The sequence below is a fragment of the Sphaerisporangium rhizosphaerae genome (genome assembly GCF_042665155.1).
Lineage (GTDB): Bacteria > Actinomycetota > Actinomycetes > Streptosporangiales > Streptosporangiaceae > Sphaerisporangium > Sphaerisporangium rhizosphaerae.
In genome coordinates this window covers 417984-439381 of record NZ_JBHTCG010000004.1, presented here as the reverse complement: position 1 = coordinate 439381, position 21398 = coordinate 417984, and the positions used below count along the sequence as shown (strand labels likewise).

The 21398-nt window shown below is 71.7% G+C and carries 18 protein-coding genes and 1 pseudogene; 11 read left to right on the top strand and 8 right to left on the bottom strand.

Translation table 11 applies throughout. The annotated features are described in order from the left end of the window. The 4 genes and pseudogenes from ACFQSB_RS09075 to ACFQSB_RS09060 form a co-directional block, all read right to left on the bottom strand. Positions 1-260 (bottom strand): annotated as a pseudogene (locus tag ACFQSB_RS09075) (potassium-transporting ATPase subunit B); the annotation flags it as partial. Continuing rightward, complete coding sequence (gene kdpA / locus ACFQSB_RS09070; protein ID WP_380825569.1) at positions 260-1921, bottom strand: potassium-transporting ATPase subunit KdpA; 1662 nt, start codon at positions 1919-1921, stop codon at positions 260-262. The pseudogene ACFQSB_RS09075 and the gene kdpA, both read right to left, overlap by 1 nt. Next, positions 1921-2010 carry a K(+)-transporting ATPase subunit F gene (gene kdpF, locus ACFQSB_RS09065; RefSeq protein WP_354843158.1) on the bottom strand — a complete coding sequence of 30 codons (90 nt, stop codon included), beginning with the start codon at positions 2008-2010 and terminating at the stop codon, positions 1921-1923. The genes kdpA and kdpF overlap by 1 nt, the downstream gene beginning before the upstream one ends. A gap of 290 nt (positions 2011-2300) precedes the next feature. Continuing rightward, on the bottom strand, positions 2301-4214 hold the full coding sequence (locus tag ACFQSB_RS09060) for an APC family permease (protein ID WP_380825568.1): 1914 nt from the start codon (positions 4212-4214) through the stop codon (positions 2301-2303). A 291-nt stretch (positions 4215-4505) separates the two neighbouring features. On the opposite strand from ACFQSB_RS09060, the gene ACFQSB_RS09055 reads away from it, so the two are divergent. Continuing rightward, the gene (locus tag ACFQSB_RS09055; RefSeq protein WP_380825566.1) at positions 4506-5165 is read left to right on the top strand and encodes a class I SAM-dependent methyltransferase; all 660 of its coding nucleotides are present in this window, start codon (positions 4506-4508) and stop codon (positions 5163-5165) included. A 64-nt stretch (positions 5166-5229) separates the two neighbouring features. Here ACFQSB_RS09055 and ACFQSB_RS09050 read toward each other — a convergent pair whose 3' ends face one another. Continuing rightward, positions 5230-6588 (bottom strand): SGNH/GDSL hydrolase family protein, encoded by a 1359-nt coding sequence (locus tag ACFQSB_RS09050; protein WP_380825564.1) that lies wholly within the window; start codon positions 6586-6588, stop codon positions 5230-5232. A gap of 516 nt (positions 6589-7104) precedes the next feature. Here ACFQSB_RS09050 and ACFQSB_RS09045 point away from each other — a divergent pair. From ACFQSB_RS09045 to ACFQSB_RS09035, 3 genes are all read left to right on the top strand, one after another. Continuing rightward, on the top strand, positions 7105-7392 hold the full coding sequence (locus tag ACFQSB_RS09045; protein WP_354843148.1) for an SAV_915 family protein: 288 nt from the start codon (positions 7105-7107) through the stop codon (positions 7390-7392). 59 nt (positions 7393-7451) lie between these two features. Continuing rightward, positions 7452-8783 carry a diaminopimelate decarboxylase gene (gene lysA, locus ACFQSB_RS09040; protein ID WP_380825562.1) on the top strand — a complete coding sequence of 444 codons (1332 nt, stop codon included), beginning with the start codon at positions 7452-7454 and terminating at the stop codon, positions 8781-8783. A 411-nt stretch (positions 8784-9194) separates the two neighbouring features. Further along, on the top strand, positions 9195-10262 hold the full coding sequence (locus ACFQSB_RS09035; RefSeq protein ID WP_380825560.1) for a LacI family DNA-binding transcriptional regulator: 1068 nt from the start codon (positions 9195-9197) through the stop codon (positions 10260-10262). A gap of 124 nt (positions 10263-10386) precedes the next feature. Here ACFQSB_RS09035 and ACFQSB_RS09030 read toward each other — a convergent pair whose 3' ends face one another. After that, a complete protein-coding gene (locus ACFQSB_RS09030; protein ID WP_380825558.1) occupies positions 10387-10974 on the bottom strand; it encodes a hemerythrin domain-containing protein in 588 nt (195 codons plus the stop codon). Between the two features lie 26 nt (positions 10975-11000). Next, positions 11001-12203: a hypothetical protein gene (locus ACFQSB_RS09025; RefSeq protein WP_380825556.1), complete on the bottom strand. Its 1203-nt coding sequence runs from the start codon at positions 12201-12203 to the stop codon at positions 11001-11003. A gap of 512 nt (positions 12204-12715) precedes the next feature. Between ACFQSB_RS09025 and ACFQSB_RS09020 the strand changes: the two genes are divergently transcribed. Next, positions 12716-13309 carry a CHRD domain-containing protein gene (locus ACFQSB_RS09020; RefSeq protein WP_380825554.1) on the top strand — a complete coding sequence of 198 codons (594 nt, stop codon included), beginning with the start codon at positions 12716-12718 and terminating at the stop codon, positions 13307-13309. 47 nt (positions 13310-13356) lie between these two features. Here ACFQSB_RS09020 and ACFQSB_RS09015 read toward each other — a convergent pair whose 3' ends face one another. Continuing rightward, on the bottom strand, positions 13357-14697 hold the full coding sequence (locus ACFQSB_RS09015) for an alpha/beta hydrolase family protein (protein ID WP_380825552.1): 1341 nt from the start codon (positions 14695-14697) through the stop codon (positions 13357-13359). A 58-nt stretch (positions 14698-14755) separates the two neighbouring features. On the opposite strand from ACFQSB_RS09015, the gene ACFQSB_RS09010 reads away from it, so the two are divergent. The 6 genes from ACFQSB_RS09010 (at position 14756) to ACFQSB_RS08985 (ending at position 21349) form a co-directional block, all read left to right on the top strand. Then, positions 14756-15433, top strand: a complete 678-nt coding sequence (locus ACFQSB_RS09010; protein WP_380825550.1) for a helix-turn-helix domain-containing protein — start codon at positions 14756-14758, stop codon at positions 15431-15433. Between the two features lie 294 nt (positions 15434-15727). Beyond that, complete coding sequence (locus tag ACFQSB_RS09005; RefSeq protein ID WP_354843123.1) at positions 15728-16648, top strand: SRPBCC family protein; 921 nt, start codon at positions 15728-15730, stop codon at positions 16646-16648. A gap of 10 nt (positions 16649-16658) precedes the next feature. After that, on the top strand, positions 16659-17831 hold the full coding sequence (locus tag ACFQSB_RS09000; protein WP_354843120.1) for a zinc-dependent alcohol dehydrogenase: 1173 nt from the start codon (positions 16659-16661) through the stop codon (positions 17829-17831). A 125-nt stretch (positions 17832-17956) separates the two neighbouring features. After that, complete coding sequence (locus ACFQSB_RS08995) at positions 17957-19330, top strand: cytochrome ubiquinol oxidase subunit I (protein WP_380825549.1); 1374 nt, start codon at positions 17957-17959, stop codon at positions 19328-19330. A 3-nt stretch (positions 19331-19333) separates the two neighbouring features. Next, positions 19334-20371: a cytochrome d ubiquinol oxidase subunit II gene (locus ACFQSB_RS08990; RefSeq protein WP_380825547.1), complete on the top strand. Its 1038-nt coding sequence runs from the start codon at positions 19334-19336 to the stop codon at positions 20369-20371. A gap of 366 nt (positions 20372-20737) precedes the next feature. Then, a complete protein-coding gene (locus ACFQSB_RS08985; RefSeq protein ID WP_380825546.1) occupies positions 20738-21349 on the top strand; it encodes a methyltransferase domain-containing protein in 612 nt (203 codons plus the stop codon). The last annotated feature ends 49 nt before the right edge of the window (positions 21350-21398 follow it).

Genomic DNA, 21398 nt, shown 5'->3' with positions numbered 1-21398 from the left:
CACACCACGATCGCCCAGGCGAACAACGACGGGCCGGTCACCGCCAGCACGGTGGTGAACACCGCGCCGGCCTCCACGATGAACATCACCGGGTTACGCCACAACGTCACCGGATTCAGCTTGCGCAGCGCCTCGGGCAGTGAGGTGAGGAGCTGCTTGGGGTCGAGCAGCCCGCCGCCGACCTTTTCGTCGCGGGGTTCGGGAGCGGGTCCGGGCGGTGCGGGGGCACGGCCCGGGGCGTAGATCCCAGGTGTGGCCATTAGCTGATTCCTTCTGCGAGAGGCCCGAGCGCCAGGGCGGGGAGGAAGGTGAGCGCGACGAGGATGATGGTCACGCCGACGACCATGCCGACGAACTGCGGCCGGTGGGTGGGCAGCGTGCCCGCCGACGCCGGCACCGGCGCCTGCCCGGCCAGCGATCCGGCCAGGGCCAGCACGAAGACGATCGGCAGGAACCGGCCGAACGCCATGCACAACCCGAGGACGGTGTCGTACCAGGGGGTGTTCACCGTGATGCCGGCGAACGCCGAGCCGTTGTTGTTGGACGCGCTGGTGAACGCGTAGAGCACTTCCGACAGGCCGTGGGGACCCGAGTTGAGCATGCTCGCCCGCTCGGCCGGCGATCCCATCGCCAGGGCGGTGCCGACGAGCACCAGCACCGGCGTGGTCAGGAAGTACATCGAGGCCAGCTTGACCTCGCGGGCGCCGATCTTCTTGCCCAGATACTCCGGAGTGCGTCCGACCATCAGGCCGGCCACGAACACCGTGATCACGGCGAGCACGAGCATGCCGTACAAGCCTGCGCCGACGCCGCCGGGCGCGACCTCGCCCAGCATCATGTTGACCATGGTGATCATGCCGCCGAGGGCGGTGAAGGAGTCGTGGAAGGAGTTCACCGCGCCGGTCGAGGTCAGCGTCGTGGCCGCCGCGAAGGTGCCGGAGTCCGGCACGCCGAACCTGACCTCCTTGCCCTCCATCGCGGCGCCCACCGCCTGGGGGACGGTGCCGTGGTGCGCGATCTCCAGGCCGGTGAGCACGGCGACGCTCGTGAACGCCAGTACGCCCATGACCGCGACGATCGCGTACCCCTGCCGGGTGTCGCCGACCATCCGCCCGAAGGTGCGCGGCAGCGCGAAGGGCAGCACGAGGATCGCGAAGATCTCGATCCAGTCGGTCCAGCTCGTGGCGTTCTCGAAGGGGTGGGCGGAGTTGGCGTTGTAGAAGCCGCCGCCGTTGTTGCCGAGCTCCTTGATGATCTCCTGGGTGGCCACCGGCCCGCCGGTGATCTTCTGGGTGCCGCCGGCCAGCGTGGCGACCTCGTGCACGCCGGAGAAGTTCTGGATCAGGCCGCCGGCCACCAGCACCAGCGCGCCGATGAACGCGATCGGCAGCAGGATGCGCACCGTGCCGCGCACGAGGTCGACCCAGAAGTTGCCGAGGTTCTCGGTGCGCCTGCGGGCGAACCCGCGCACCAGGGCGATCGCCACCGCGATGCCGACCGCCGCCGAGACGAAGTTCTGCACGGCGAGGCCGGCCATCTGCACCAGGTGGCCCATCGTGGACTCGCCCGAGTACGCCTGCCAGTTGGTGTTGGTGACGAAGCTGACCGCGGTGTTCCAGGCGATGTGGTCGGGCACCGCGGGGAGGCCCAGGTTGAGCAGGAGCTTGTCCTGCAGGCGCTGGAAGGCGTACAGGAACAGGATGGACACGGCCGAGAAGGCCAGCACGGCGCGCGCGTAGACGCTCCAGCGCTGCTCGGCGTCGGGGCGCACGCCGATGAGCCGGTAGACCACCCGCTCGACGGCCAGGTGCCGGGTGCCGGTGAAGACGCGGTACATGTAGTCGCCCAGGGGGCGGTGCGTCAGCACCAGGGCGAGGATGAGGGATCCGATGAACAGGACGCCCGCGAAGGTCGACGACATCAGAAGCGCTCCGGGAAGAGCAGGGCCGCGACCATGAAGATCACCAATGCCGCGGTGACCACCAGCCCGGCTGCGTTGACGGCGCTCACAAGCGCTCCACCGCCTTGACGACGAGCCCGAGGATCGCGAAGATCGCGATCGTCAGGGCGACGAAGATGACGTCGGCCATCCCCACTCCTTGAAATCCGGATCAGCATGCTCGAGGCCGCCCAGACGGACGGCCACAGAGTCAGCAAATCGCGAGATTTGGGGGGTAATACGACTCTTGACGCCTTCCATACGCGTCTGTCTGGATTATTGACGCGATCCCGACGAGCGCCCTTGATCGGCCCGTTCCGCGCCGGCCGTCCGCCCGACCAGCACGGTCACGCTCCCGCGCTCAGCCGACGTGGACGTGCGGGCGGCGCTCCAGCGTCGGCTCGGCCTGGCGCAGCACCTCGCGGGTGAGCGGCGGCACGTCGCCCCCGCCGAACACCAGATAACGCAGCATCGCCGTGATCGGGTTGCCCTCGGCCCAGTGGAAGTAGACGTGCGGCACCCGGCCGGTACGGTCGCGCAGGTAGAGCATGAGCGCGGCCAGGGCGTTCGGGACGGTCGAGCTCTCCACCCGCAGGATGCGGTGCCCGTACCTCTCCTCGCCGGTGACGCGCAGCTCGGTCTCGAACTCCGAGGCGTCCGGCACGGTCACCTCGACGAAGATGATCGGGTCCCTGCTGTGCAGCCGGTGGTTCAGCCAGGTCTCGCGCAGCTTGTCGTGGTACTCGTCCTGGTCGCGCCGATGCGGCTCGTTGGCGATCAGATGGATCTCGCCGCAGGCGTCCCGCACGAACCGGTCGGCCTGCGCGTCCAGACGGACCTCGCTGACCCGCAGCTCGGTCGAGCGGGTGGCCCGGGAGACCAGCGAGGTGACGATGATCGCCACGATGAAGAACGAGGCGATCTTCACGCCGTCGGGCCGTTCGATGACGTTGGCGACCAGCGTGTACGCCAGCACCACGCCGATCGCGACGAACCCGTACATCAGCCCGCGCTGCCCGTGCCGGCGGGCGGCCAGGGCGACCGCGACGTTGGCCGACATGAACAGCACCAGCACGCCCGTGGCGTACGCGCCGCCCTGCGCGTCCACGTCGGCGTCGAAGATGATGGTGATGGCGAACGCGATCGCCGTGAACACCAGCACCAGGGGGCGCGTCGCGCGGGTCCAGTCGGGCGCCATGCCGTACCGGGGGAGGTAACGCGGCACCAGGTTGAGCAGCCCCGCCAGCGCCGAGGCGCCCGCGAACCACAGGATGGCGATCGTGCTGACGTCGTAGAGCGAGCCGAACCAGTCGCCGAGGAACCCGTGGGCCAGGTAGGCCAGGGCACGGCCGCTCGCCTTGCCGCCGCTCTCGAACTCCCGCTCGGGGATCAGCACGGTCGTGGCGAAGCTGCTGAGGATCAGGAAGACGCTCATGATGGCGGCCGCGACGGTGAGCAGGCGCCTGGTCCCCCGGACGCGCCCGGCGAGGTCGCCCTTCACCAGCGGCATGACCGCGACGCCGGTCTCGAAGCCGGACATGCCGAGCGCGAGCTTGGGCATGGCGAGCGCGGCCAGGGCGATCATCGCCACCGGGCTGCTGTACTGGACGCTCAGCACCCGCTCCCAGTCCACGACCAGCGACGGCCGCACCAGCACGTGGACGATCGCGACCGCGACCACGACGGCGTTGAGCACGAGGTAGACCCCGACGAGCAGCACGGCGATGCCGATCGCCTCGCCGAAGCCGCGCAGGAACACCAGGCCGAGCAGCCCGAGCAGCAGCAGCGTGATGAGCACGCGCTGGCCGCCGAGGAAGCCGGGCAGGAACGGGTTCTCCAGGATGTGCGCGGTCGCGTCCGCCGCCGACAGGGTCATGGTGATGATGAAGTCGGTGGCCGCGAACCCGAGCAGGGCCAGGACGAACAGTTTTCCCCACCACTGGGGGACGAGCTTCTCCAGCATCGCGATGGAACCCTGCCCGTGCGGGCTCTCCACGGCCACCCGGCGGTAGATCGGCAGTGCGCCGAGCAGGGTCAGCACGACGAGCAGCAGCGTGGCGACCGGGGACAGCGCCCCGGCGGCCAGCGCCGCGATACCCGGCTGGTACCCGAGGGTGGAGAAGTAGTCCACACCGGTCAGGCACATGACCTGCCACCAGGTGTGCTTCTTGTGCGGTCCCTGCTCGATCTGCCGGGGGTCCGCCTGAAGCCCGTCGAGCAACCACGTCCGCAGCCCGCCCGCCCCGGTACCGCCGGACGGCGTCGCCCTGGCCAACCTCTCGCCACCCCCGAGTAAATGTCGCGTATGGGCGTTCTGCACCTTACCGAGGTGGAACGGGGTTTCTTCGTGATCGCGGCGTCAAGAAAACGTCAGTATTGGACGTTCGCGCCGCGGGTTCCCCGGGCGGTCCGGTGGGACGGCGCCGCTCGTGCCTCGCACGTCCGGGGAGGGGCGTCGCGTCAAGAAGCCGCATGGATCCGCCCCGGAGCCGTATGGGCCGCGTATCGAGCGCGGCCGGGACGGAAAGCGGGCCGCAAAGTGGAGGCGTCGAGTTCAGGAGAAGACATGACACTGCGCACGCTCGCCCTCGCCGGGCCTCCCGATCCCCGCCACGCCCGCGGGCGCGGCATGGAGCAGTTCCACCACCCCCGCCCGGTGTGCGTCGGCCGCGGAGAAGGCACGCGCCCGACCCCCGAACGCCGCAAGCTCATGGCGGGCCTGAGCGGGCGCGTCCTGGAGATCGGCGCCGGCGACGGGGTCAAGGTGACCTGCTACCCGTCCGGCGTCACGGAGATCGTGCTCGTCGAGGACGACCCGTTCCTCCGCGCCGCCGCCGGCGACGCCGCGACGGGCGTCGCCATCCCCGTGCGCGTTCTCGACGGAGCCGCCGAACGACTGCCCGTTCCGGACGCCTCGTGCGACGGCGTCGTCTGCTCGCTGGCGCTGTGCCGTGCCGGAGATGCGCAGGCGGCGCTCGCCGAGGTGCGGCGGGTGCTGCGGCCCGGGGGCCGGCTCCACTTCTACGAGCACCAGCGCTCGGAGCACGCGACCCTCACGCTGGCCGAGCGGCTGGTCACCCCGGTCTGGTCGCGCGTCGCCGGTGGCTGCCACCCGGCCAGGGACGTCCTGGCCGCCATGACCGCGGTGGGGTTCGCCATCGATGGGCTGGACCGGTTCCAGCTCTTCCACGTCAACCACGTTCTCGGCGTCGCCCGGCCCGAGTGAGCCGGCCCGTACGCCGCACCAGGGCCCGTCAGCGCGAGCCCTGGTGGAGATAGGCCCGTGGGCGTCATTCGAAGCCGAAGCCCCAGGGAAGGGGAACGTCCTTGAACAGATGGGCGGGGACGGCGTCGGCCAGGGCCTGGTAGCCGGTGGGGTTGAGGTGCAGGTGGTCGCCCACGTCGTAGGCGGGCAGGAGCTGCCGCGGGTCGGCGGGGTCGCGGGCCGCGCGGTCGAAGTCGATCACGGCGTCGAAGCGGCGGCTGGTGCGGATCCACTGGTTGACCGCCTGCCGGGACGCCTCCCGGTAGCCCTGCGGATCGTCGTAGGCCTGGTTGCCCCCGAACGGTGTGAGCGTCGCGCCGTACACCCGGATGCCCAGCGCGTGCGCCCTGATGACCATCTGGCAGAAGGCGTCGATGAGGTCGGCCGTGACCTGCCGCTGGGCGGCCTGGCTCGCTTCGGCGGTGCCGATGTCGTTGACGCCCTCGAAGACGAGCTGCCACTTCACCCCGCTCTGCGAGAAGACGTCGCGGTCGAGGCGCGAGAGGGCGTTCGGGCCGAGACCGTCGTTGAGCACGCGGTTGCCGCCGGCCGCCTGGTTCAGGACGGCGACGCCGGAGGTGGCCGGAGAGGCGTGCAGGCGTTCGAGCAGCCGGTCCGGCCAGCGGTCGTTCCCGTTGGTGGTGGATCCCCGGCCGTCGGTGAGCGAGTCGCCGACGACGACGACCGCCGCGATGCCGGGCTTGGACCACACCTCGAGCCCGCTGAGGAAGTACCAGTGCGCGGTGGAGGCGGCGCCCGGCAGGTCCTCGGCGTCCACGTGGTCGCCGTTGACCATGTAGGAGGTGGTGCGGGAGCCGGGATGGGAGGTGATGGCGGTGGACTTCTGCCCCTCCGCCAGGTAGATCGTCACGGTGAGGTCGGACCGCGGGGCCAGCTCGAAGTTCAGCGGGTCGGAGACGGCGAGCGAGCCGACGGGGATGACGACGGACGGCCGGCCGTTGAAGGTCACCGGCTGGGAGGTGCCGGGCTTGATGGCGCTGACGCCGGCCTGGCCGCCGGCGGGGAGCGCCACCGAGACCCGCGTGATCGGCAGCGCCGCGCCGCCGAAGGCGTTGGAGAAGCGCAGCCGCACCTGCCGCCCGCCGATGGAGGTGTGGACGGTCTGCCGCAGCGTGCTGTCGGCGAGCACGAGGCCGTCCTGGGTGAAGGGGGCGGGCGGCATGTTGGACGGCTCGGTGAGCTGCGGCATCGACACCCACGTGTTGACCCAGTGCCCGTTCATCTTCGGTGTCACCTTGGTAGCGTGATCGCCGCCCCGTGCGCCGAACGCCCCGAGAGCGGGGGAGGCCACCGCGACCGTGACCGCGGCGGCCGCGGCGGCGGCCACCTTCGCGAACGTGGACGGGGACGGAATGCTCGACATCGGATACGGCGTCGACCGGTCGCCGGGCCGCCTGCCGGTCCGGCGGACATTACGCCATAAGGCGAGCAACACGGACCTGAGATGTGTCATCGAGGCTCCCATCGGCCCGGCCATGGCGAGCATGGCCCGAAACATTTCGCCATATCCTCGAACATTTCTGGCGCACCGTATGTCAGGGTGATCACCCGGTCAACGTCCTGCGCGCACTTGCCGGGACGACCGTGCGTCCGGGCTCGCGCCGTCGTGAAAGCTTCACGTCCGGGGCCCTCGCCGGGCGCGGACGCGCAGCGAGCGCCGACGCCCACCGGGTGGCCGCCCGTCGCAGGCGGCCCCGGCCAACTCGCGGCCGCGGCGTGAACCCCGTCACTGGCGGGCTGCTCGTCAAGAAGGCGTCTGTTCCTCGGACCTGGCCGTCAGGGCTCCGTCAAGGCGAAGTCATCGGTCGGTTATCGCCGTCTAGCTTGGCTTTTGAGGGGTTTGACCCCGATCGCCGGTTTCGATGCTAGGAGGATCATCATGGCCGATCCGTTGTTAGTGGTGCCGGTACGCGAGGGGACGGCGACGGTCTCGCTGCGGCTGTTCCGCACGGCCACGGGCGACAGGACGGCGGTCGCGTTCTCCTCGCCGCTCGCGCTGGCACGGGTGCTCGGCCCCGGCCAGCGCTGGATCCGCCTCAGCGCTCCCGCGCTGCGCCACATGGTCGCCGACCTCGGCGTCACCGGCATCGTCCTGGACCCCGCCGGGACCCTGCCCCCGCGGAGCCCCGCGACGGGCCACGACGTTCACCGCCTGCGGGTGGCGTGATGTGCCTGCTGGCCCAGCACCTGCGACTCGACGAAGATCCGGTTAGGAGCGAGGTACCCATGATCGCGATGACCACCATGCCGCCCGTGGCCGAGATCGGCAGGGGCCCGTGGCCCTCGGCGGCCTGGTTCGGACCCGGCGGCGAGGCCACGCTGGCCGGCATCCCCCTGGTGCGCCTCGCCGAGCGGTTCGGCACCCCCGCCTACGTGCTGGACGAGACCGACGTCCGGCTGCGCTGCCGCGCCTACCGCGCCGCGCTGCCCAAGGCCGAGATCGCCTACGCGGCCAAGGCGTTCCTGTGCCGCGCGATGGCCGACTGGGTCCGCTCGGAAGGACTCAGCCTGGACGTGTGCAGCGGTGGCGAACTGGCCGTCGCCCTCTCGGTCGGCTTCCCCGCCGAGCGGATCATCTTCCACGGCAACGCCAAGACCCCGCGTGAGCTCCAGGCGGCGGTGACCGGGGGCGTCGGCCGCATCGTGGTCGACAACATCGGCGAGATCAACCGGCTCGCCGCGCTGGTCCCGTTCGGCCGGCGGCAGAAGGTGCTCGTGAGGGTCGTCCCCGACATCGCGGCCGGCGCCCACGCCGCCGTCCGCACCGGCCGTGAGGACCAGCAGTTCGGGCTGTCCATCGCCACCGGCGCCGCGGGCGAGGCCGTGGCCCGGGTGCTCGCCCAGCCGTCGCTGGAGCTCGCCGGCCTGCACTGCCACCTCGGCTCGCAGATCACCGACGCCGCCCCCTACGAGGCCGCGGCGCGGGTGATGGTGGAGCAGATGGCGCGGATCCGGGAGACCCACGGTGTCATGCTCGCCGAACTCGACCTCGGCGGCGGTCACGGCATCGCCTACCTTCAGGGCGAGCGCGGGCTGGACCTGGTCGACTACGCCGGGCGGCTCACCGCCGCGGTCGAGGAGCGCTGCGCGGGCCTCGGGCTGCGCGCGCCGCGGCTGGTCGTCGAGCCGGGACGGGCGATCAGCGGCCCCGCCGGTCTCACCCTGTACCGGGTCATCTCGGTGAAGAAGGCGCTGAACCACACCTACGTCGCGGTCGACGGCGGGATGAGCGACAACCCGCGCCACGCGCTGTACGGGTCGCGGTACGAGGTCCGCGTGGTCGGCCGCCGTCATCAGGGCGGGATGCGCACGATGACCGTGGTCGGTCACCACTGCGAGACCGGGGACACGATCGCCGACGACGTGCCGCTCCCGGCCGACGTCCACCCCGGAGACGTGATCGCCGTCGCGGCGACCGGCGCCTACCACCACTCCATGGCCTCGACCTACAACCTCACCGGCCGCCCCCCGGTCGTGGCCGTCGGCCCGGACGGCGCGCGACTGCTCGTCCGCCGTGAGGAAGCGGGCGACCTGATGGGCCGCGACGTCGGCTTCTGACCCGGCGATCGCGGGCCGGTCCTTCACGGTCCGCCGGGGGGTGCTCAGTGGGGGGCGCGCAGGGCGATGGCCAGGTAGCGTTCGCCGGTGTCCTCGCAGGGCGGCGTCCGGCGGAGGGAGGCGCCCCACATCGGCGATCATCAGCCGGCCGTGGGCGTGGCGGCCCCGGTCGCGGGCCGATCGGATCGGCCATTTCGCTCCTTTCCTCCCGCCGCACGGGAAGACCTCGCCGGTGGAACGATTCGACCACCCTGCCATGCGCGTCCGGCCATCGCCCCCGCCTCGCGGATCCTGAGCGGGTGGGGACGGGCCGCCGGCCGAGGCCCGGGCTCGAAGTAGGTCTTGTGGGCGGGCCGACCTGGTGTTACGTTGCCGGAATCGAATCAGTTCGACGGTGCCAGGGAGCCGGTAATGGCCGTGACGATCGCCGATGTGGCGAGGCACGCGGGGGTCTCGCGCAGCACCGTGTCCTATGTGCTCAGCGGCAACCGTTCCATCTCCGCCGAAACGGTCAAGCGGGTAGAGCGCGCCATCGAGGAGTTGCGGTTCCGGCCGCACGCGGGCGCGCGGTCCATCAGGACGCGCAGGTCCGGGGTGATCGCCATGGCGCTGCCGATGGTGCACGGGCCGCACAACCAGGTGCAGATGCCCTACGTCTGGGCCGCGCTGTCGGCCGCGCAGGACGCCGGGCTGAAGCTGCTCATGCTGACCGACGACGACGGCGAGAAGGCGATCAAGGACGCGGTCGCCGGCGCGCTCGTGGACGGCGTGATGCTGATGGAGGTCCAGCGGCGTGACCCGCGGGTGGAACTGCTCAGGACGCTGGAGTGTCCCGCCGTCCTGGTCGGCACGCCCGACGACCCCGCCGGGTTGTGCCAGGTGGACTTCGACTTCGTCCTGTCGGGACGGCTGTGCGCGCAGCGCCTGCTCGATCTCGGCCACACCGAGGTCGGGTTCCTCGGGCAACCGCCGGAGGCCTACGCGCGCGGCGGGGCCTACGCGGCGCACGCCCGTGACGGCGCGCTGGAGGCGCTGGCCCGCGCGGGGGCGAAGGCCGCGTGGCAGCCGTGCGAGCCCTCGTCCGGCGGGGTGGTCACGGCGCTCGACGCCATGTTCGGCAGGCTGCCGGGCATGAGCGCGCTTATCGTCTACAACGAGTGGGCGCTGCCGCTGGTGGTGGACCGGCTCACCGGCACGGGCCGCCGGGTCCCGCGGGACATCTCCGTCATCGCCATCAGCTCCGACGATGTGGCCGAGCGGATGGCCACCCCGGTGACCTCGCTGGTCCTTCCGGTGGAGAACCTGGCGCGCACGGCCGTCCGGCGCCTGGCGAGCCTGATCCGCGGCGAGCCGCAGCCGCAGGTCACCATGCTGGCGCCCGAGCTGAAGATCCGCGAGAGCACCCGTCCCTACCGGCGACCACGGCGCGATCGGGACCAGCCGCCGGCATCGCCCCGACCGGACCGCGCCCGATCGTGACGGCCCTGCTCCGGGTCACGCCCGGTCATGGCGCGCTCCTTCGGGCCGCGCCCGGTCATGGCGGCCTTGGTGCGGGGCGCGCCCGGCCTCTTCGTGACGGGAGGCCGGGCGGGTGCAGGCCCGGTCAGCCGTTGTGCTGGTCCATGGCCCGGTGGACCACGTCGCGGATCCGGTCCATCATCGCCACCGGCGTTCCCACCAGCACGTTCTTGGTGGCCGACTCGATGCCGGGGTGCGGATGCGTGGGCGCCATGGCCTCGGCCGCCTTCACGCCGGCGGCCAGGGCGCGGCGCTCGGCGGCGGTGGTCTGGGCGCGCAGTTGGGTGAACTCGTAGCGTTCCTCGCTGCGGGCGTGCGCCGTCACCGCCGCGCGGAGCAGGAGGAGTCGTTCCAGGAAGTCGGGGGCGTCGGGCCCGTTCTTGTCCAGGTCCTCCAGCAGTTGCTTGGCCTGGTTCTCCTCGGCCAGGCGGTCGTCCACGACCCCGTCCCCGCCGTCGATCTTCTTGCGCGCGTACGGGTGGACGGTCTCCTCCTCGGCCGTCTCGTGCACGGCCAGCATGCGCACCAGCCGGGTGAACGCCTCGGGCCGTTCCTCGGCGGACGCCTGCTCGACCTGGTCGAAAAGGTCCCTGATGAGCGCGTGCTGGCGCAGCAGCAGGTCGATCACGTCGTCCTCGGCCATCGTCTCAGGGGCGGGCGGGTCCTGCGTCATCGTCTCCTCCTTGGCCGTGCCGGTGGTCAGCGGTCGGTCCGCAGGCTGGGCACCGGGTGGGGGCCCTCGGTCTCCAGCCGGTACTCCTGGCCGCTCTTGTCGCGGTTGTCGGCGATGACCTGCTCGGACGGCAGGGGCTCGCCCCCCATGATCACCTCTTGCATCTTCTCGAAGCGCTCGTGGGCGTCCTGCACGTATCCGGTGCCGATGGTGGTGTAGTCGATCTCGGTGGCGATCAGTTCGCGCAGGTAGGCCTTGTTGGGCTCGAAGGTGACCGGCGCCGGCAGCTCGGGGGCGAGCACCTGCTCGGGGTCGCGGCCGTCGTGCTTCTTGAACAGCTCGGCGGCCAGGCGCAGGTGTTCCAGCTCCATGTTCAGGTGCAGCTCCCAGATGGCCTTCACCTTGGGGTCGGACTCGGTCTCCATGAACGAGTGGTACAGGTAGCACTCGTTGTACTCATGGTTGAGCAGCATCTCCCACCAGGTCTCACCCGGGTCGACCAGCGACTCGTAGTGGGTGACGTGCTCTTCTTCGATCAGGCCGATCTCCTGGTAGAGCCGGCGGGCGATCGGCTCCATGTAGGTCGGGCCGACGTTCATGTAGAAGTTCATGGTCTGCTGCTCGGCCGCCATGATCGTCAGGGCGTGCAGCTTGGAGATCGGCGCCGCGGCGCTCTTGTCGTAGGGCTCGCGCACGTTGTCGACCGGGTCGCGATGGTGGAGGTAGGTCGGCCGTCCCGGCATGACCTCCGTCAGGCCGTCCACGATCTTCTCGGCCCTGCGGTGCTCGATCAGCTCGTACAGGTTGGCGTACCGGTACAGGTGGTCGAAGTCCTCCAGCACGCCGAACTGGTAGGCGCGCTTGAGGTAGGGGTCTGGCTCCATCCGGGCGACCCAGGCGGTCAGGTCGACGGCCACCTGCTCGTAGGCGATCGTCGTCTCCAGCACCGAGGCCAGGCCGGGGAGCAGCCAGTTCACGGCCTTCTGCTGCTGGGCCTCGATGTAGCGCACGCGGGCGAGCTGCTGCTTGAGCTCCACGCTCGGGCAGTGCCGGGCGAGCTGGTGGCTGAACATGATCGCCTCCACCTCGATGCCGTTCATCGCGATGATCCGGCACCGGGTGTAGGGATCGGAGTGGTCGGGGTCGACCGGGGCGACGTCGAGCTCACGCCAGTTGCGCAGTTGCTTGTCCAGCGGGATTCCACGCTCGTGCAGGGGATTGAACGTCATGCGGCACTCCTAGGAGACTGGAAGGACGGCGCGGCGAACGCGCCCGTTCGTGTTCGGACGACCGCGCCCTCGGGCGAATCGGTGAGGTCCGGGGGCCCGTCTAACGGCACGCGGCGAGGAACCGGCCGGTGTTGTGCGCGCTGACGGATGCACGGTCAACGCTCGTGGACGCTCGGCTTCTGGCGCCGACCGTGCACGGCCGGAGCTCAAGGGTGCCGAGCCTTCGCGCTGACGGATGCATGGTCAGCGCTCAAGGGTGCTGAGCCTTGGCGCTGACGGATGCATGGTCAGCGCTCCTTCGTGCGAGCCCCTGTACCCGTGACGGACCCGCCAAACACGAAGTCCCCTCCTCCTGCGCGGGAGCGCTCCTGGAGGGAGACCTGAGGCGCGGTGTGTGCCGTTGTGCACGCTCGCGGCACTGTGTGGATTCCTACGTATAACGCCGCCGGCCGCGGACCTAACGTCTGGGTTGTCCGAAACGCACTCTTACGGCAGACCTAAGGAAGATTCTGATGACGAACATCGAGCGCACCGGCCGCGAGCGGAAGACCTGGCAGCGTGTGGCCGGCCGGATGGCGGCGGGGGCGGCGATCTCGGCGCTGGCCCTCGGCGCGGTCGCGGTGCCGGCCGGGGCGGCCACCGCCTCCTCGCCCGCCAAGGTGAGCGCGGCCTCCGCGTCCGCGGTTTCGGCTGCCGGGCATGTGACGGTGAAGCCGAGGAGCTACTACTTCGGTGCGGTGTTGCTGGGCCGTAATGAGGTGCGGGAGCCGGGTAAGAAGGTGAACGATCGGGATGGTGTCGCGGTGGCGAAGTTCCGGATTCAGGGGAACCGGATGTTCTACTTGGTGCAGTGGAAGCGGACGGGCAGGCCGACGGCGTTCCACATTCACCGGGGTAAGGCCGGTGTCAATGGTCCGGTGGTGATCGATCTGCTGCACGATGGCACGATCCGCGGTAATTCCGCGTTCGGTTCGGTGCGGGTGAAGGACCTGAGTGTGCTGGCGGGGATCAAGAGGAACCCGGGGAACTGGTACGCCAATATGCACACCAAGCAGTTCGCCGACGGCGCCGTCCGTGGCCAGCTCCTCAAGACCGGCCGCTGGTAACCCTTCCCGGCCCGGACGAGGCCGGGGTCTCACTCCCCGGCCGGCCTTCAGCCGCGGCGGGCGAACCGGGTGAACCTGGCGAACCGGCTGAACCTGCCGGGAGCTGGGTGCAGCCACGCGGCGATGTCGGCCACCACCGCGGGGTCGACGTGCTGCGCCCTCTGGTATCCCGCCGGCGTCGAGGGGCCCGTCCCGGGAAAGAACAGGTGGTCGTCGGCCGCGTAGAGGCGGAACTCGACGTCCGCGCGCCGCGCGAGGCCCGCCTTCCACCGCGCGAGGTCGTCCTCGACCGTCACCTGGTAGTCGCGCCCACCCTGGAGGATCAGCATGGGCACCTCCAGCGCCGCCGCGGCGGCCACCGGGTCGTAGGCGCACAGGTCCAGCCAGTACGACGCCGGCAGGCCGAGCGGCAGCAGCGCGGCCGGCGTCGAGGGCGACAGGCCAGGGTCCTCCACCAAGGCGGCCTGCCGGGCGATCGCCTCGACGTCCGGCTCCGTCATCGCGCCGATGGCCGGCGAGGCGAGGTGGCGGGCGACACGCACGGCGGAACGGTGCATCGGCTCGGCGTCACCCGCCATGATCACCAGCCCGGCGACGGACGGCTCGGCCGCCGCGACCCGTGGCGCGACCTTGCCTCCCATGCTGTGGCCGGCCACGAAGACCCGCGCGGCGTCCACGGAGGGCCTGCTCCGCAACAGGCGGACGGCGGCGACCGCGTGCGGCACGTACTCCTCGGTCATCGTGAAGCCGTCCGCGTCGCTCACCCGCGCGCCGTGGACGCAGGTCACCTTGTCGAACCGCAGCACCGCGACCCCCCGGCAGGCCAGGCCCCACGCGAGGTCCTTCAGCGGCTTGTTCGGCCCGCTCGTCGCGTCGCGGTCGAACGGACCGCCGCCGCTCAGCAGCACGACGCCGGGGTGCGGGCCCCGTCCGCGCGGCATGGTGAGGGTGCCGGGCACGGCGAGCGGACCGGTGCCGAGCGTGACGTCATGCTCGCCGAACCTTCCGCGCGCGGCGTAGGGCGGCGGCGCCCAGGACGTCGTGGCCGCCGGGGCCAGTCGCAGGCCGTTCAGCGCGCCGGCCCCGTCCACCGACATCACCACGGTGAGCCCGCCATCCCGCCCGCTCACCGGCACACTCACCCGCGTCAGCCCCGCCCGTCCGGCTCGGTCCGCGCCATCGGGCATCGGCTCGGTCGCCGGGGTTCCTATGGCGGAGACCGGGCCGATGGAGGCGATCTCGGCGGCCCAGGCCGTCCGCAGTGTCCTGGCGGAGACGACCGCGCGCAACCGTGGCGCGAACAGCGCCTCGATCTCGGTGAACCGTCCGTCGCGGGCCATCTCGACGACGGTGACGGCGATCGCCGCAGGGTCGGTGTCGTTCCCCATCCCAGACGCCATCCTTTCTCATTTTTGCGAACGGTAGCAGATGTGAGATCGTATGGCGATGGACCCTCTGGAGCTCCTGGCCCACCCCGTGCGGCTGCGCATCGTGCACGCGATGCGCGGCGGGCGCGAACTCGCCACCTCCGAGCTCAGCGCGCGCATCCCCGACGTCTCCAAGGCGACCGTCTACCGGCACGTCGACCTGCTCGCGGCCGGCGGGGTCCTGGAGGTGGCCGGCGAGCGACGGGTGCGCGGCGCGGTCGAGCGCCGGTACCGGCTCCGCCAGGACAGGGCCGTGATCGACGCCGAGGCGATGCGGTCGCTGTCGGCCGACGACCATCGCCGCGGGTTCGCCGTGGCCATGGCCGCCCTGCTCGCCGAGTTCGGCTCCTATCTCGGCCGCGACGGCGCCGACCCGGTCGCGGACCTGGTCGGCTACCGGCAGCACGCGGTCTGGCTCAGCCGCGAGGAACTGCTGGAGATGATCGCCCAGATGCGCGCGGCGATCGCCCCCCGCCTGGCCAACCCGCCCGCCCCCGGCCGGACCCGCTATCTGCTCAGCCCCATCCTGTTCCCCGCCGAGGACCCCTTCACCACCGCCGAGGACCTCTCCACGGCCGATGAGGACCTCTCCACCACCGCCGGCGAGGCCCCCGCAGTCACCGAAGAAGACCCCTCCGCCATCGACGAGGACTCTTCCGTCGCCGCCGATCCGGCCGGCCCAGGCACGCCCGCCTGACCCGAACCCGGCCCCGGCTCCGGCCGAGTGGTGTCGCGGCACGCGCGATGCGGACGGCCGGGGTACCCCCGTGTGGAGCCGCTCAAACCGGTGCACGCGTCACCGCGTTCCCTCGATACGGTCTGGTTCCGGCGCGGGAATGGGCCGATCTGTGTCGTCCCACGTCGAAGGGGTACGGCTCACTGGTAAACGAGAGGTCCGCCGTCGGCCGGACCGGGCGGCGCGCCGGACGCGCCCGTCGCGAGGGGCCGCCGGTGCGCCGGATCGCCACATACCCAGCCATGTGAGGTTCACATGAGCGGAGCGAGTAATCACAAGGCCCGCCGTCTGGCCGCGGCGCTCGGGTGGGCCAGCCTGGGACTGGGCGCCGCGCAGCTCGCCGCACCCCGTGTCCTCGGCCGGCTCGGCGGCTTCGAGGACTCGGCCGTGTCCCGGGCCACGGTGCGCCTGGTCGGCATGCGGGAACTGCTCCACGCGGCCGCCCTGCTCGGCAGCCGCAGGCCGGCGTCGATGGTGTGGACCCGGGTCGCGGGCGACGCCATGGACCTGGCGCTGCTCGGCCGCGCCCTGGCTCGCCGCGCGGGCGCCAGACGCCGCCGCGTCATGGCCGTCTCGACGGCGGTGGCCGGCATGACGGCCGCCGACCTGTACGCCGCGATGCGGGTCGAGAAGGGCGGGACCATCACGCCGGTCGCGCCCACCACCGGCCTGCGCGCCTCCATCACCGTCAACCGGCCCCGCCAGGAGGTCTACCGGTTCTGGCGCGACTTCGAGAACCTGCCCCGGTTCATGATCCACCTGGACTCGGTGGAGACCGGCCCGGGCGGGCACTCCCGGTGGCGGGCCAGAGGGCCGGCCAGGAAGCCCGTCGAGTGGGAGGCCGAGATCGTCCAGGACCGCGAGGACGAACTGATCGCCTGGCGGTCGCTGGAGGGCGCCACCGTGCGCAACCGCGGGTCGGTGCGCTTCATGGACGCTCCCGGCGGGCGCGGCACCGAGGTGCGCGTGCGGATCGACTACGACGCGCCGGTCGGCAGGCTCGGCCTGGCCTTCGCCCGGCTGCTCGGCGAGCACCCCGACCAGCAGGTGCGTGACGACCTGCGGCGCTTCAAGCAGGTGATGGAGACCGGCGAGGTGACCCGCTCGGAGGGCAGCCCCGAGGGCACCCGGGCCATCCGGCAGCTGTTCCAGCACGTGGCCCAGCCGATGAGATGAGGAGGACCCCATGAAAGCCATCTGCTGGATGGGGCGCGACAAGGTCGAGGTCCAGGAGGTCCCGGAGCCGAGGATCCTCAACGCGCGCGACGCCGTCGTCCGCGTCACCTCCACCGCCATCTGCGGCTCCGACCTGCACCTGTACGACGGCTACATCCCCACGATGAAGAAGGGCGACGTCCTCGGCCACGAGTTCATGGGCGAGGTGGTCGAGGTCGGCCCGGGGGTGTCGAACCTGCGCGTCGGGGACCGAGTGGTCGTCCCGTTCCCGATCGCGTGCGGCGGCTGCCTGTCCTGCCAGAGCGGCATGTACTCGGTGTGCGAGAACTCCAACCCGAACGCGGGGCTGGCCGAGAAGCTCATGGGACACGCGCCGGCCGGCATCTTCGGCTACTCCCACATGCTCGGCGGCTACCCGGGCGGCCAGGCGCAGTACGCGCGCGTGCCGTTCGCCGACGTCGGGCCGATCAAGATCGAGAACGGCCTGCCGGACGAGAAGGTGCTGTTCCTGTCCGACATCCTGCCGACCGGCTGGATGGGCGCCGAGATGTGCGACATCAAACCCGGTGACGTCATCGCCATCTGGGGCGCGGGCCCGGTGGGCCAGTTCGCCGCCGTGAGCGCCTTCCTGCTGGGCGCCGAACGCGTCGTGGTCATCGACCGTTTCCCGTACCGGCTGGAGATCGCCGCACGCACGGGCGCCGACACCCTCAACTACGAGGAGACCGACGTCCTGGACGCGCTGCGCGACATGACCGCCGGCCGGGGCCCCGACGCCTGCATCGACGCGGTCGGCATGGAGGCGCACTACCCCGTCCCCGCCATGCACGCCTACGACCGGGCCAAGCAGGCGACGCGGATGGAGACCGACCGGCCCTACGTCCTGCGCGAGGCCATCATGGCCTGCCGCAACGGCGGGATCGTCTCGGTCATCGGCGTCTACGGCGGCTTCGTCGACAAGTTCCCGGTGGGGTCGTTCATGAACCGGTCGCTGACCATGCGGACCGGCCAGTGCCATGTCCAGCGCTACCTCAAGCCGTTGCTGGAGCGGATCCGCGCCGGGGACATCGACCCCGCCTTCGTGATCAGCCACCGCGTGCGGCTGGAGGACGCGCCGCACGCGTACGAGATGTTCAAGCACAAGGAGAACGAGTGCAACAAAGTCGTCCTCCAACCCTGGTGAGACACCCCCGGGACGGGGGCTTCGCGCGCGGATGACCCCCTCGGGGGAGGACTTCAGGGGCGGAGGCGGGGGACGCCGCGCGCGTCCCCCGCCGAGGTGGACCGACACGGCGCCGGGGAGTCATGATGATCGTGCAGGTGATGGCGGACTCCGCCGACGCCGGCCTGGGCGCCGCCCGCATGCAGATGGCGCTCTCGTTGGGCTGGCACATCGTGCTGGCGTGCCTGGGCGTGGGCATGCCGGCCATCACGCTGATCGCCGAATGGCGGGGGCACCGCCGCGGCGACCCGCACTACCGGCTGCTGGCCCGCCGCTGGGCCAGGGCCATGGGCGTGCTGTTCGCCGTCGGCGCGGTGTCGGGGAAGATCCTGTCCTTCGAGATGGGGCTGCTGTGGCCCCGGCTCATGGGCGCCTACGGCCAGGTCATCGGCCTGCCGTTCTCCCTGGAGGGCATCGCCTTCTTCATCGAGGCCATCTTCCTGGGCGTCTACCTGTACGCGTGGGACCGGTTGACGCCGGTCGCGCACATGCTGTCGGGCGTTCCCATCGTGGTCGCCGGGGTGGCCAGCGCCTTCTTCGTCGTCACGGCCAACGCCTGGATGCAGCAGCCGACCGGTTTCCGCCTGGCCGGCGGCCGCGTGGTCGCGGTGGATCCGTGGGCGGCCATGTTCAACCCGGCGACCCCGCCGCAGACCGTGCACATGATCCTGGCCGCGTTCATGGTCACCGGGTTCGGCATCGCGAGCGTGTACGCCGTCGCCATGCTGCGCGGGCGCCGCGACCGGTACCACCGCGCCGGCCTGCTGCTGCCGCTGACGGCCGCGGCCCTGGTCACCCCGGCGCAGATCGTCGTCGGCGACTGGGCGGCCCACTTCGTCGCCTCCAACCAGCCGGTCAAGCTCGCGGCCATGGAAGGGGTGTTCCACACCCAGCGCGGAGTCCCGCTGCACGTGGGCGGCATCGCCGTCGACGACCGGATGCGGTACGCCCTGGAGATCCCCGACGGGCTGTCGCTGCTCGCCCACTTCGACCCCGACGCGGAGATCATGGGCCTGGACCGGGTGCCGGTCGCCGACTGGCCCCCGGTCAACGTGGTGCACCTGGCCTTCCAGCTCATGGTCGGGCTGGGCTTCGCCCTCCTCGCGTTGTCGGCGTGGCTCGCGCTGGCCTGGATACGGCGGCGCGACCTGCCGCGCTCGCCGTGGTTCCCGCGCGCCGCCGCCGTCTCGGGCGTCGCCGCCGTCCTGGCGCTGGAGGCCGGCTGGGTCGTCACCGAGGTGGGCCGCCAGCCGTGGATCGTCTACCGCGTGATGCGCACCGCCGACGCGGTCAACCCCGCGCCCGGCCTGGTGTGGGGGTTCGTGCTGGTGAGCCTGGTGTACGCCGTGCTCACCGTCGCGACCGTGTACGTACTGCGCCTGCTCGCCCGGGACCGGCCCGTGCCCATCGCGCCCCAGGAGCCCGACGTCCACGACGAGACAGACCAGAGAGTGGTGTGACCGATGCCGCTGGCAGAGGTCATGATCGGGGTCATGTGGGCGGGCCTGACGGCCTACGTCCTGTTCGCGGGCGCCGACTTCGGCGGCGGCGTCTGGGACCTGCTGTCCGGCGGCGCGGCCTCCGGGCGGCGCCGGCGCGAGCTGATCGAGCACTCCATCGGCCCGGTCTGGGAGGCCAACCACGTCTGGCTGATCTTCGTGATCGTCCTGATGTGGACCGGCATCCCCGGGGTGTTCGCCGCCGTCGCCTCCACCCTCTACATCCCGCTGACCCTGGCGGCGCTGGGCATCATCGCGCGCGGCGCGGCCTTCGCCTTCCGCAAGGTCTCCACCGAGCTGTGGCAGCGCCGCCTGTTCGGCGCCGCGTTCGCCTTCTCCTCGGTCGCCACCCCGTTCTTCCTCGGTACGGTGGCGGGCGCCATCGCCTCCGGCCGGGTCCCCGCCGGCATCGCCGCGGGGAACGTCGTGTCGAGCTGGCTCAACCCGACCTCCGCGATCACCGGCGCGCTGGCCGTCGGCACCGCCGCCTACCTCGCCGCCGTCTACCTCACCCGCGACGCCCAGCGCGCCGGCGAGGACGGCCTGGCCGAGGAGTTCAGACGGCGCGCCCTGGCCTGCGGCGCGGTCGTTGGGCTGCTGTCGGCGGCCGGTCTGCTCGTGCTGCGCGCCGACGCGCCGCGGCTGTTCGCCGAGCTCACCGGCGGCCGGGCCCTGCCGCTGCTGGCGCTGTCGGTCGCCGCCGGGCTGGTCTCCCTGGCGTTGTTGTGGCGCCGCGCCTACCTGGCCGTCCGCCTCACCGCGGCGCTGGCGGTGACCGGACTGCTGTGGGGGTGGGGCGTGGGCCAGTACCCGGACCTGCTGCCCGGCGTCACGCTGGAGGACGCCGCGGCCACCAGCAGCGTCCTGGCCGCCACCCTGGGCGCGCTCGCCGTGGGCGCCGTGCTGCTCCTGCCGTCCCTGTGGTGGTTGTACGCGACCTTCCAGCGTGACAGAACCGGCCCGCCGCACGAACGGGGCGATTCGGCGCTGCGTAATGAATGAAGGGCCGGATGGTATTGTCCCGCGTTTATCCGCGCCGGCCGCACCGGTGGACGGCGATGGCCGGGTGAAAGTCGCCGCCCTGACGTATTCCCGCGTCATCGCAGGTCACCCGCTATCGAACACGAGCAGGACGTCACGTCACGGATTCGTAAGAATCGGCGGGCGAACACCGCTGTAACGTCGCCCTGTGATCGAGATCGACCCCTCGGCCGGCCATCCGGAATCCCCTGTGGCATGCCAGCCGGCCCCCCGAAATCCCGCGGCCCGCCACTTTCACCCCGACCACCGTTCTTTCGCGGGCCGCCGTATTCCCGTGCCGCCGGCCACCGGGTCCGGCGGGCGTTCGGCCGGACGCGGGGACGCCGCGTGATCGGCGCCCTGTACGAGGAGGCGCTGCAGGGAGGGGACGTGGACGTCGAGTACTCCGACGGCAAGGTCCGGCCGCTGGCCGCCGGGCGCTGGCTGCGGCCGATCGACGGCGACCGGGGGCTGTTGGACCGGTGCGACGGCCCGACGCTGGACGTCGGTTCCGGGCCCGGCCGGCTGACCACGGCGCTCGCGCACAGGGGCGTCCCGGTCCTCGGCATCGACATCGCCCCGCTGGCGGTCGCCCTCACGCGGCGCGCCGGCGGGGCGGCCCTGTGCAGGAACGTCTTCGAGCCGCTGCCCGGCACCGGGCGCTGGGCGGTGGCGCTGCTGGCCGACGGCAACATCGGCATCGGCGGCGACCCCGGCGCGCTGCTGCTGCGGCTGCGCGAGCTGGTGCGTCCCGGCGGCGCGGTCATCGCCGAACTCGCGCCGCCGGGGACGCCGACCGCGGTGGACCGGGTGCGGCTGCGGCACGGCGGACGGGTCGCCGACTGGTTCACCTGGGCGACGGTGTGCGCCGACGACATCGGCCCCCTCGCGCGGCGCTCCGGCTTCCCGTCCGCCGAACACTGGACCGAGGCAGGACGATGGTTCGCCACCCTGACCTGAGGCCCCCGCGCGCGGACCACCGCCCCGAGGCGGGACGATGACGCGCCAC